This window comes from Alphaproteobacteria bacterium (assembly GCA_018063245.1).
In the GTDB taxonomy this organism is placed as follows: Bacteria; Pseudomonadota; Alphaproteobacteria; order JAGPBS01; family JAGPBS01; genus JAGPBS01.
On sequence record JAGPBS010000061.1, the window covers coordinates 1 to 12,164 of the forward strand.

At 39.7% G+C, this 12,164-nt stretch carries 9 protein-coding genes; 2 read left to right on the forward strand and 7 right to left on the reverse strand.

Going from position 1 to position 12,164, the window contains the following annotated elements:
• The 7 genes from KBF71_08075 to KBF71_08105 form a co-directional block, all read right to left on the reverse strand.
• The coding region (locus KBF71_08075; protein MBP9878271.1) for a hypothetical protein at positions 1-775 on the reverse strand (775 nt) is incomplete at its 3' end.
• A gap of 129 nt (positions 776-904) precedes the next feature.
• The gene (locus KBF71_08080) at positions 905-1,972 is read right to left on the reverse strand and encodes a hypothetical protein (GenBank protein ID MBP9878272.1); all 1,068 of its coding nucleotides are present in this window, start codon (positions 1,970-1,972) and stop codon (positions 905-907) included.
• A gap of 4 nt (positions 1,973-1,976) precedes the next feature.
• Positions 1,977-3,002 carry a LysM peptidoglycan-binding domain-containing M23 family metallopeptidase gene (locus KBF71_08085; GenBank protein ID MBP9878273.1) on the reverse strand — a complete coding sequence of 342 codons (1,026 nt, stop codon included), beginning with the start codon at positions 3,000-3,002 and terminating at the stop codon, positions 1,977-1,979.
• A gap of 56 nt (positions 3,003-3,058) precedes the next feature.
• Positions 3,059-3,847 carry a 5'/3'-nucleotidase SurE gene (gene surE / locus KBF71_08090; GenBank protein ID MBP9878274.1) on the reverse strand — a complete coding sequence of 263 codons (789 nt, stop codon included), beginning with the start codon at positions 3,845-3,847 and terminating at the stop codon, positions 3,059-3,061.
• Complete coding sequence (gene serS, locus KBF71_08095; GenBank protein MBP9878275.1) at positions 3,840-5,120, reverse strand: serine--tRNA ligase; 1,281 nt, start codon at positions 5,118-5,120, stop codon at positions 3,840-3,842. The genes surE and serS overlap by 8 nt, the downstream gene beginning before the upstream one ends.
• Before the next feature lie 112 nt (positions 5,121-5,232).
• Positions 5,233-5,418, reverse strand: a complete 186-nt coding sequence (locus KBF71_08100; protein ID MBP9878276.1) for a DUF1674 domain-containing protein — start codon at positions 5,416-5,418, stop codon at positions 5,233-5,235.
• The gene (locus KBF71_08105; GenBank protein ID MBP9878277.1) at positions 5,384-7,543 is read right to left on the reverse strand and encodes a PAS domain S-box protein; all 2,160 of its coding nucleotides are present in this window, start codon (positions 7,541-7,543) and stop codon (positions 5,384-5,386) included. Before KBF71_08105 ends, KBF71_08100 begins: the two co-directional genes overlap by 35 nt.
• A 202-nt stretch (positions 7,544-7,745) precedes the next feature.
• Between KBF71_08105 and gspD the strand changes: the two genes are divergently transcribed.
• The gene (gene gspD / locus KBF71_08110; GenBank protein ID MBP9878278.1) at positions 7,746-10,577 is read left to right on the forward strand and encodes a type II secretion system secretin GspD; all 2,832 of its coding nucleotides are present in this window, start codon (positions 7,746-7,748) and stop codon (positions 10,575-10,577) included.
• A gap of 136 nt (positions 10,578-10,713) precedes the next feature.
• Positions 10,714-11,910, forward strand: a complete 1,197-nt coding sequence (locus KBF71_08115) for a hypothetical protein (GenBank protein ID MBP9878279.1) — start codon at positions 10,714-10,716, stop codon at positions 11,908-11,910.
• The last annotated feature ends 254 nt before the right edge of the window (positions 11,911-12,164 follow it).

Consider the following 12,164-nt stretch of genomic DNA (forward strand, 5'->3'; position numbering starts at 1 on the left):
TAAGCATGCGCAAAACTGAGGAACTCACATCGTGCGGAATCGCTAACTTTTCTAATTGAGAGGACAATAATTCCTTTAAACATAGTGCATCTTCTTGACTCAAAGTTTCAAAGGCCTGATGTGAGGCACTCACATTGACCTCACGCGCATGAGGGAAAAGTGTAAGCGCATCAAGCATCTGCTTTAAGGTGAGATCATTCGAAAATGAAATTTTTTCCATCCCAGAAAATTTCTCAGTAAAGATTAAATGCCCGGGACGAAAGTGATTCATTAAAGGAAAATGCGCAAAATAGACAGTCATTTTTTTCAATGACTTCATCTGGTCCAAAATTTGTATAAAGGGCCGAATGTCCGTTCCCTCATAATACAGATTCAAACTCGTAGCACTTTGATAAAACTGGAATGTCTCTGAGACATCTTCAGCATTTTTTATATGAGCAATCAATTCGTCTTGCTCAGTATCAAAATAAAAAGAACCTTTCCTATGTGGCCCTAAAGCAAATCGAACAAAAGCATCAGCACACGGGACATCAGCATACTCCCGTAAAACGGACAAAACCCATTTCTTCTTTTCCACATCTGCATGACACAGTCTTTGATACAGATCCTGCACAGGAACCTGAAATAAAACTTGACTGAGTAATTGTTGATTCTCAGTAAAATTGTGAACGCGTGGACGAACTCCAATATCAGAAGTAAAGTCGCAAGAAAGCCGAGATGAGTTCTCCGTTGAACCCGTGGGTATGGCAAAATGAGTTTTTGTAATTTGCTTCATATAAATACCTTCGTCTAAAATTGAATATCATCATCACAACAATCCATGATATGGCGAACTTAACCAATAGCATAGGCCTTGTCAAACAAATTGACTAAAATTACCTTCATTTACCATTCAACAAAAAAGCTAAACAGTGAGCACTTCGTAGTGAGGGGTTTTTCGCTGACAGCGACAAACATGCAATGCATAAATAAAACAAAGTGGAGTACTAATAAACCAAGCATAGCCAAAGTGATCTGATACAGACTGCAAAAATTGAGACCAAACATATTTATCATTCACAACCGTCGTTTGCCACATATATTTCCCACCCATATTTGTGGTAACTGTATGGATTTTATAATCAAAATCCTCCTCAAGCTGATCTCCAATCGTAGAGAGGGCAAACCATAGCACTAGCAATAGAAATGGTAATGCACAGGCTGTCTTACTCGAACAATTCACTGCCTTTTGCAAGAATGTCATACGCACAACAGGGGCTCCAAGCGCTCTGACCAAAACACCATGTCGACGTGCCTCTTTTGCCAATTTTTTGAGGTTTTCTCTAGACATCTCATCATTTCTTGAACAAAAGCCAAGCCGAGGCCTAAAATAATCTAAATAATCAATCACATAAAAATCACAACAAACACACCTTACAGTGGGCTTCACAAAATGAATCTCTTTGAGCCCTGGTTTTGTAACAAACTTCATAAGATCATCTATATGAAAATGATTCAGTGTTGCTTTTAAAACAAGAACCTGCAATTGAGGCATGAACCTCTCTATTTGGTTTAATGGTGGTAGTTTCAAATTTGCTGGATAGTCTAAGCGCTTCACTGGCAAAACCTTGTGCCGTTTCAAGGTCCTCAAAAACGTATTTACCTCCAATAAGCCCGCATATGACTTGATACGAAGCTCATACATTGGATCGATTTTTCTTGCCAAATCATAAAAACCGCGACAGGTTGCTTTCAAAGCTGCACGATCCTGAAGGGGTAAATATCGCAACACATTTTCTGACTCTTCATCTGCAAAAGGCCATTTCTCTAATGAACTGCGTCTTACGATTTGTATATCCTGAATGATTGGTAAACATATAAAGTGATCACTGCTCTTAAGCATCCCCATTGAAGCAGGATATAAATCTAAACGATCTTCACCTCTTCCAACATAGGGCCTCACTCCATCAATTAACGGGACTAGCTCAGACATTGTATTACCCTCCTAGCATTGTCATCGGATCGAAAGCCTTTGTCCCTTTTCTCAATTCAAAATGCAATTGTGGATTCCGAACAGCACCCGTTGAGCCAACAGTCCCAACCACTTGTCCTTTTGTGATCTGATCCCCTCGTTTCACCTGAATGCCATCCAAATGGCCATAGGCTGAAATATAGCCATTACCATGCTTGATCAGCAACAAATTTCCAAATCCCTTGAGTTCATTACCGACATAAGCAACAACACCATTTTCAGCTGATTGCACAGGAGCCCCTTTTGGTGCCGCAATATTAATGCCATCATTATGAAGACCTTCTGACTTTGGTCCATAAAGCGATACAACTTTGCCTTTGAGTGGCCACATGAACTTTCCGTTTGAAAGTGCTGGCGGCTGATAACTTGCCACTTGCACAGGCTCCTTTTTTACAGCCTTTTCCTGCGGCGCTGCTGCCGTCATTTCCGTTTTCCTTGAATCCGTCTCTGGTTTACGAGATGTCTCTACATACTTCATCATCTTTTGAGGTTTAGGATTTGGCTCAAGTTCTGGTGCTGGATGGACATTCGAGCTCAAATGAACAGCTTTATTCTGACGATCCGCCGATAATTTCAGAGCCTGTCCATTTGAGAGAGCATAAGGCTCCTTCAATCTATTTAAAGCAACAATCTCTTGTTGAGACAGATTAAAAGTACGAGAAATGGAATAAAGCGTATCGCCTTCCTGAACAACATAGCTATTCACATGAGGCATTTTGAGTTTTTGGCCAATCTCAAGCTCATAAGGAGCCTTCAAACCATTCGCATCAATCAGATCTCTCAGTGCAATATTGTACCTTTTTGAAACAGCAAAAAGCGTATCACCTGCCTGAACTTCGATATTTGTTGGAACAGCAACTTCTGTATACTTAGGCTTTGTGAGTCCATAATGATGAACTGTTGCAGGCTGAGATTTCTCACCCCCACATGCTTGCAGCAATAACAGAGAAAGAAAAATAGGCAGAGTCACAATCTTATTTATTTTCAGCATTTTATCTTGCAGCCTTCTTCTTTTTATCCTTATGGCTTAAACAACCATGATCAACTCTAATTTTCAAATATTGGTTTTAATTTTTCAAGCATTTTCATTTCTGTCATATTTAAAGAAATCGGAGTAATCGAGATAGCGCCTCCAAAAACTTGACCCACGTCAGTATCTTGCGAGGTATCGCCTTCAAGACGTAAAGCCCCAATCCAGAAGTAAGGACGACCACGCGGATCTAACCTTTCCGTCAAATTATCGCCATATTTTCTCTTTCCATGGCGCACGACTTTAATCCCCTTTACCTCACGACTCGGCACCCCTGGAAAATTCACATTCATCAACACATTTTCTGGCCATTTGAGATTCACAAGACGTTGAATAATATCTGGCGCCCATTCCTGTGCTGTTTCCCAATGAATCTTATCACGCATCCCATTCAGATGCTGAGATAGAGCAATTGATGGAACACCAAGAAGCGTTGCTTCCATCGCAGCTGCAATGGTTCCAGAATAAGTCACATCCTCACCAAGGTTACTTCCCGCATTCACGCCGGACAAAACCAGCGTTGGCGGCGTGTCCTTCATGAGATAATTGATCGAGAAAAGAACGCAGTCAGTTGGTGTGCCTTCAACTGCGAACACTTTCTCATCAATCTTCCGATATCTGAGTGGCGTTGTCAGACTTAAAGAGTGACTTGCGCCCGATTGTTCAATCTCAGGCGCTACAACCCATACATCATCACAGAGCGATTTTGCGATTTTAATCAAAACCTGCAAGCCAGGCGCATGAATGCCATCATCATTTGTAATCAGGATACGTGCATTCTTTAAATCGACAGGCTTATCAAACATCTTTTTCAATCCTTTTCAGACCGCCCATATAAGGCTGAATTGCCTCTGGCAGCAAAATGGATCCATCTGGCTGTACGTAATTTTCAAGAATCGCAACAAGTGTACGACCAACAGCAAGACCTGATCCATTTAAAGTATGAACAAAGTTCGTGTTCTTTTCACCTGAATTTTTAAAACGCGTTTTCATCCGTCTTGCCTGGAAGTCTCCAAAGTGAGAGCAGCTAGAAATTTCACGATATTTCTTTTGCCCAGGCAGCCAAACCTCAAGATCATAAGTCTTTTTAGCCCCAAAACCAATATCACCAGCACAAAGCATAACGGTTCTGAATGGCAAGCCAAGCCTCCTCAAGATTTCTCTTGCATTTTCAGTCATGCGCTCATGCTCTGCAAGGGCTTGATCTGGTCTTGTAATACTGACCATCTCGACTTTCCAGAATTGATGCTGACGAATCATCCCCTTGGTATCTTTACCCGCTGCTCCTGCTTCTGCTCTAAAGCAAGGCGTGAGCGCCGTTAATCTTAAAGGCAGTTCTTCACCAGACAAAATTTCATCACGGACAAGATTGGTCACGGGTACTTCGGCTGTTGGAATCAGCCAATAATCATTGGTTGTTTTGAACTGATCTTCACGGAACTTTGGCAATTGACCGGTCCCAAACATGCAGTGATCCCTCACTAAAATTGGCACAGAAACTTCTGTGTAGCCAAATTCATTGGTTTGCAGATCGAGCATGAATTGCCCCAAAGCGCGCTCAAGCTTCGCAAGAGCTCCGCGCATCACCATAAAACGTGAGCCTGATAATTTTGCTGCCAAATCAGGCTGCATTAGACCAAGGGCAATACCGATATCATCATGATCTTTGGCATGAGCAAGCTCTTTAGGCTCTCCCCAACGATCAATTTCGACATTATCATTTTCATCTTTCCCATCAGGAATATCTTCAGCTGGCGTATTGGGAACCTCCAATAAAAGCTGCTCAAGCTCAGTTGACACTTGTGCCTGGTCTTTTTCTAGAAGGAACATTGTTTCTTTCAAAACATTGACCTTTTCCATCATGGCATCAGCTTCAGTATGCTTTTGCTCTTTTTTCAAAAGACCGATTTGTTGTGAGAACGAGTTTCTGTCTTGCTGAATCTGTTGTAAATCCGTCGTAATTTTACGATTTTTTTCATCGAGCGACAGAATCGTATCGAGGGAAATTGCAGTTCCTCGACGGTAAAGCATTTTTTCGACAGTCTCTTTTTCCAATCGGATTTTTTGTAAATCAAGCATAGTGCACCATATTCATTCTTTGTTATCAGGACTTTTGTCCTTTAAAAATCATAACAGAATTAAATGAAAATACAATCACTTCTGATGCACGAATGCCTGCAACTGCCCTCTTTTAAAAATCAACACACTTTCCTTTTTTTTCCCAATCACCAAACCTTGTTGGCTCTGGCCCTTTCCGGCCATTGAGTTCAAGGACTACGCCATCTGTTTTTAATTTTTCTGCAAAGGCTATTGCGTCATCTTCTGTTTGATCGGCCTGATCATTAGGCAAGTTTTTGGATGGTATCTTGTGCTCCATGGCCATGTTCCTCTTTATTATTGGTCTTTTTATCAAAAACGATTCTTTTCTTCGGGAATGTAATGGCAATTGTTGTGCCTTCATTTTCTTTACTTTTAATATCTAACTTTCCTTGATGTAAGTCAACCAAAGACATCACAATAGGAATACCAAGACCAACCCCTTCATTTTTCTCTGAAAACTTATTTTTAACCTGACCGAATGGTGTCAAAGCAAGCTTAATATTTTCCTTTGACATGCCAATACCTGTGTCCCTCACAAAAATTTGAGGCAGCCCTTTAGTCGTCATCAGCGCCCCAACAGTGACAACACCGTCATCTGGGGTAAATTTAATTGCATTTGTTAAAAGATTCGCCAAAATCTGTTTTAAAGCGAGCTCTTCAGCCCATAGATTAGGGAAATCTGCAGGAACGTCAACAACAAGTGAAATATTCTTTGTACGTGCACGTGCTTGCAATAAGCGCACACAAGAATCAATCACTTTTACCATATTGATCGTACTCTCTTGCAAAACCTTTTTACCTGCTTCAAGCCGAGACATATCAAGAATATCGTTAATAAGCGCTAGCAAGAGCCTTCCGCTTTCATAAATGTCATTCGAATATTCAACATATTCCCCCTGAGGGATTGCACCGAATATCTGATCTTTGATAATTTCAGAAAAGCCAATAATTGCGTTCAAAGGCGTTCTAAGCTCATGGCTCATATTCGCAAGAAACTCAGATTTTGATCTATTCGCAAGCTCTGCCTGCTCTTTGGCCACGATCAGATTTTGTTCTGTCTCTTTACGATCAGTGATGTTTTCAATTTTACCTTCTATGTAAATGAGTTTCTGAGACGGAATTTCAACTTTACGTGCTGTTTCAGAGATCCAAATTTTTTGACCATTTTTCATCTTCACTTCAGCTTCAAAACCAATGACAGATCCTTTTTTCAAAATTCGTTTCAGGAAATCGGCTCTTACATTTTCTGAAACATAAACATCTGTATCAATAGAATGAATGGCAGCAATCAGCTCTTGAGGAGAATCATATCCAAGCATTTTTGCCATCGACATATTCGAGTTGATCAAAACGCCATCAAATGTTGCTTGATATGTACCTTCAACCGCATTTTCATACATCTCACGATATTTTCTCTCACTTTGACGCAAAGCAGCAGAAATTTGATCTCTTTCTTGAATTCGCTTATTCAACTCAAAGTTTGATTTTTCTAAAGAATCCGCTAATTTATGAACCTCTGCCTCTCGTTGATGTTGAATATAAAGATACGCAGATACAAACAAAGTCGACGCAAGAGAGGCAATCAATACAAAGTAAGGAGCCAATAGAGAAAGCGGCGATGATGAAACACTAATATCATTTAAGTGCAAAATATACTCCCTGCCCTTAAAATAAAAATTACGAATGAAGTAATATTTATTTTTGAACAGAGAAAAGATATTATCCTGCGCCAAAATCGCTGAAAGAATAGGCACATCCCCTTTATCTGGGGACATAATTTCAAAACGAGCTGAAACAGCTTTTTCAAAATTTCGAATCAAATAATTCGGTAACCTATTAATTCCGGTTGCTATCAGCAAATAATAAGTCTTTTGAGAATCAAGTAAACTTTTATCCTTTAACGCAATCGGCACAATCGAGATCATTTCTCCTTGCAAAACAGGATCTTGCTGAGATGTGAGACGAAGATCGTCATGATTATTAACCATTTCATCAGCAACAACCAATAACTCATAAAGATGAGATTGTGCATCGGGTAAAGATGAAACATCAAGCGCTTTCAAAGACCCGCCAGCAGGTTTTTCTAAAAACAAAATCTGATCAATCTTTAAAAAATCTGGAATGAAGTTATCACGTATGCCAACCAAAGGCTTTTGATGTAAAAGAATATTTTTTTCAACTTGAACATGAAACAAAGCTGTCAACTGATCAAACGTTTCAAAATACTCGAAAATATCATCTTCGATTTTACTAACTTGTTCACTTGCAAATTTTTGCTCTTTAATCATTGTTTCTCGATAGATCAGAGAAAAAATAATGAATGTAATCACCAAACCAAGGTACAAAGACACCCAGTAAGGCGTTGCCATTTTTTCTTTTTGTTGTTCTGCAATGAGCGACATCTTATTTCCAGACTGATCAAAAGAGCACGATATCTATTTATTATAAAATAATCATCCATTATGAAATATTAAAATTCTGCAAGTGTCGCTTTTTTGTCAAAAAAAATCACTCAAAAAATTGAAACATTGAAAATATCTAGCAAGTTTGGTAAATCCTTGTTAAAGAATTAGAGATATAACTAAATTAATGTCAAGAAACCAAATGGACCAAATGATAGCTATTTGCCACAGATTTTCAAAATCACTGACAAAAACAGTGTCTGCTGCTGTTGTCATGCTTTTTGTCATCTTTTTAATCTCCTGCCAACAAAATAGCAGCATTGCAGAACAAAGATCCCCAGATTCTCACGCGAAATCACCTACAATCAATCGACAAGTCGCAGATGGGTTAGACACCCCAGATGAATCAAAAAAAGCTGAAGCCCATACAATACAAACGCAAATTTCAAACCTCAATAACACAGATGGCATTGCTATTCGCAAAGAGCTTGAAAAAGAAGGTGTTCCGATTATTGCCGTTATCGGTAGCGGAAAATTTTTCAAACTCAGTACAATTGGAGACGTCAAAGGTCCAGGCAATTCAATTGACAAAATCTATTTGAATTTCGAAAATGCTGATGTGCCTGCGATTACAAGAATGGTCATTGGCGAAATTCTAGGGCTTGAATTCGACATTGACCCAGATATCAAAAACACGATTACCTTTAAAACCAAGGTGCCAATTTCCAGACAAGCTCTCTTGGGTGAATTCCAGAATGTTTTAGCAGATAATAATATCTCTCTTCTCGAGATTAATCGCCGTATTTACATTATGTCAGAAGCAAAACGCTATTCTGATAACACACCGCGCCTGCATGGGACACAAAAAATCGGTGATAAGTCAGTATTACCAATTCAACTGAAATATATTTCTGCAACTCAAATTGCAAATCTACTCCAGTCTGTCTCAACAGGTGAAGCTAAAATTCAGGCTGATACAACTCGAAATATCATTATTGTATCAGGAACACCTCAAGACATTCTCACCGTTCATGAAATGATCAAAATGTTTGACGTTGATTGGCTTGCTGGCATGTCATTCGCTCTCTTCCCGCTCTCAGTTGCTGATGCGGGGACAGTGATCTTCGAACTTGAAAAAATCTTTGAACAGCAAGACTCTGCTCTGACTAATGTGTTTAAATTTATTCCCCTTGAAAGACTCAATGCGATTTTAGTGATCAGCAAACAGCCCCTCTATTTTGAACGTATTGCTCAATGGATCAAACGCCTTGATATGGGTGAAAAACAAATTGGTTATGGCCTTCATGTGTACTATTTGACCAACACCAAATCAAGTACCGTTGCAAGTATGCTTCAAGAGCTTTTTGCTGATGGCGGCATTGGCATTTCCAATAAAGCGCCTGAGCCACCAAAACAAACACGTTCTGGCCCACGCATCTCAAATTCAAATTCAGAATCAAAAGGCCGTCAAAATGATGATCAACGTGACGATTATTATGATCAAAAATCACACTCAAATGTTGCCTCTGTGAATACAGGCAACGTGAAAATCATCCCTGATGAAGAAAACAATGCACTCATCATTAAATCATCTGCAACTGATTATCGTATGATTGAAGCTGCCATCAAAAGACTCGACTTGCCGCCTCTGCAAGTGATGATTGAAGCCACAATTGCTGAGGTCTCGCTCACAAATGAACTTCAATATGGTATCAATGCCTTTTTTGACAAAGAACATTTTACAGGCAATATGAATGGCAGTGGCGTTGCGTCTAAAACGGCAACAGCTCTGATTGACAAAGGCTTTAAGTTCATTTTCAAAAATCAAGACATTATGGCGACACTCAAAATGTTGAAAGAGAAAACAGATGTAAAAGTTCTGTCATCTCCTTATGCCATGGTCCACAATAACAAAACAGTTGATATGAAGGTTGGTAAACAAGTTCCTGTTATTTCAACCGAAACAACAAGCAATGCAGCAGCCGATGCACCAACCGTCACCAATATTGATTTCAGAGACACGGGTATTATGCTCACCGTTACACCGCGCGTCAGCAATGACGGCAAAGTGACTCTTGATATTATTCAAGAAAAAACAGAAGCTGATAATGCCGGCAACTCAAACAATTCAAATGAGGCACGCCTCACTCCTGCTTTTACAGACCAAAAACTCAATACGATCGTCACAGTTCAATCTGGGAACACAATTGCACTGGGCGGCCTTATTTCAGATACGGCTGAAGAAGGACGTTCTGGCGTACCTCTCCTCATGGATATCCCAATCCTTGGCCGCATCTTTAGCACAAACACCTCAACGGGTACACGTAAAGAGCTCCTCATTCTGGTGACACCTCGCATTATTAAAAATGACGATGATGCGCTTTTGATCACAGATGAGTTCAGAGAAAGACTCCAACTCGCTGAAAAAATTACCTTTAAAGGACACAAATTGTTTCCTCAAAAATTATCAGCGGAAGATCAACGCAAGCTCCAAAATGAGATGGACGAAATCACAAAAAAATATTTCGACAATGCTGCCAATAGACAGAAAATAGACGCACAATTTGATATTGCACCTTCTGCTTACGAAGGATCCTCATATAAAGGCCAAGCACCTCAAAACAATCAAGACAATTGGGGCGCAACTGATGATGAGCCAGCCCCTGAAATTTCTTCATCTACCATTCATTCTCAGCCTCGCACGCAAGCTCAAGAACCTGTTTCACTCTTGAATAATAAAGCAACTAACCAATCACCGGAGCCTCAACCTGCCCCTTCACAACAGAATCGCGTTTTCATTCAAACTTATGACGATCGTGATCTGGCTGAAGAAGAATGGATTCGTCTCTCACGCAAGTTTGCAAATAAACTTGATTTCTCTAAGATTCAAGTCTTAGACGATAATGTCACAGGCAAATCATACCGCCTACAAAGTGACGATATGGACCCACAGATTGCAGATCGCTTTTGCAATGCCATGCGTGAAAGTGGTGAAGAATGTACAATTCTAAAAGCGGCAGCCCCTGCTCGCTAGTCTATAGAACCAAAAAAATATAACTCATGTGCTTCAAAATGAAGAAACACTTGATTTATTTTAATTTTATGCTATAATACGTTAATTTTAAAGCTATTATCACGCTGTAACTATTATTTTTATTAGGAATATTCAAATGTCAGATTTACAATTAACCATTACCAATTCACCTTTAAACGCTCAGGATCCAATTGAGCAAACAGATGCCAAAATCAATAGTAGGACTATTGAACAAGACAACACAAACCCTGCCAAAAGAATAAGGCTTGAAGCTGATGACGCTTGGGAATATGCTCTTGATAATCCTATTACAGAGCGTGAATCCTCTAACCAAGAAGTTGTACAATTTATTATTGATTTACAAAGCACAGCCCGCAACCCTGAAGCAAAAGGAAGGCTCATTGTTCAATTTCCAGCCGATATTTTAACGCAGCTCTTTACTTATCTAGATGTAAAGACCATTGGATCACTGCTCTCACTATGTCAATTTGGCAATACATTTATAAAAAATATTTTCTTCACTCGAGCCAATTTTGTTAGCAACTATTTATATGGACTTCCTTTTGTCACAATGAACAAACTCTCTCAGTCCCTCACCCTCACATTGTTAGATGCCTCTCTAGAGTCATTAAAACAACATGCTTTTGTGGCAGCAGCACAAGCTATTCTCGATACCATCTATACTGGCCTTCAAACAACGGACAAGAAACTGACAATGGAACAGATCCGTGAGTGCCTTGATGCAGGCTACTTTAAAGATGATGAAGAAAGCTTTATGAGACATGTTCTCACGTTTGATCACCCGATGTATCAAAGAGAAGGGAAAAATATCGTCCAACGATTTTCTGATTATCATGATTATCTTCTAGACCTACCAAATCAGACTGACGAGGACAATACAGAGAGCGCAAGACGATATGGTGATTCATCAACCTATACTGATGACATGTACTTCTTTCCGCTTAGACTTATTCACAATCCTGAAAAAATTGAACAGCTCGTATTTTGCGATATGGGGCTTGTCACCCTACCTCCTCAGATTGCAGACTGTGTGAATTTACAAGAACTCCATGTTGAACAAGTGAATTGCTTGCCTTCTGAAATTGGACAATTGACATCTTTAAAATCTCTCACATTCCAATATCACAATCTAAGGTCTTTACCAGATTCAATTGTAAACCTCACAAAACTGACCCATCTACAATTTGAAGCGGATAATCTACAAGACCTGATTCCTTTTGAGTCTCTAACGCCTGCCCAAAAGGAATGGCTATGGACTCTCAAAGAAAATGGTTGCACCATTGAACTGATGGATGTCCCTCCCCGTGACTAAAGGTTGACATAGAGTGACCTTTGGACCTTTTTTTGTCACCATCACCCCTTTTGTCACACCTGCGAAGGTGTCCAGGAAATCTCTCGATTAAATCCGCTCTAACATTCTGATAAGATGGATTCCTGCATTCGTGTACAGACCGGAGACATGGGTAACGAATGTGCGGGGACATAGGTAACACTTTTTCGATTATAACTTAGAGTATAAATTTACGGGAGTGTATTTTTCCATCTGATCTAAATCTATTGCTCCAA

Bases quoted from the DNA above. Each gene is read 5' to 3' on its own strand.
- KBF71_08080 (MBP9878272.1), bottom strand. From the start codon at position 1,972: ATGTCTGAGCTAGTCCCGTTAATTGATGGAGTGAGGCCCTATGTTGGA.
- KBF71_08115 (MBP9878279.1), top strand. From the start codon at position 10,714: ATGTCAGATTTACAATTAACCATTACCAATTCACCTTTAAACGCTCAG.
- KBF71_08105 (MBP9878277.1), bottom strand. From the start codon at position 7,543: ATGTCGCTCATTGCAGAACAACAAAAAGAAAAAATGGCAACGCCTTAC.
- surE (MBP9878274.1), bottom strand. From the start codon at position 3,847: ATGTTTGATAAGCCTGTCGATTTAAAGAATGCACGTATCCTGATTACA.
- serS (MBP9878275.1), bottom strand. From the start codon at position 5,120: ATGCTTGATTTACAAAAAATCCGATTGGAAAAAGAGACTGTCGAAAAA.
- KBF71_08100 (MBP9878276.1), bottom strand. From the start codon at position 5,418: ATGGAGCACAAGATACCATCCAAAAACTTGCCTAATGATCAGGCCGAT.
- KBF71_08085 (MBP9878273.1), bottom strand. From the start codon at position 3,002: ATGCTGAAAATAAATAAGATTGTGACTCTGCCTATTTTTCTTTCTCTG.
- gspD (MBP9878278.1), top strand. From the start codon at position 7,746: ATGGACCAAATGATAGCTATTTGCCACAGATTTTCAAAATCACTGACA.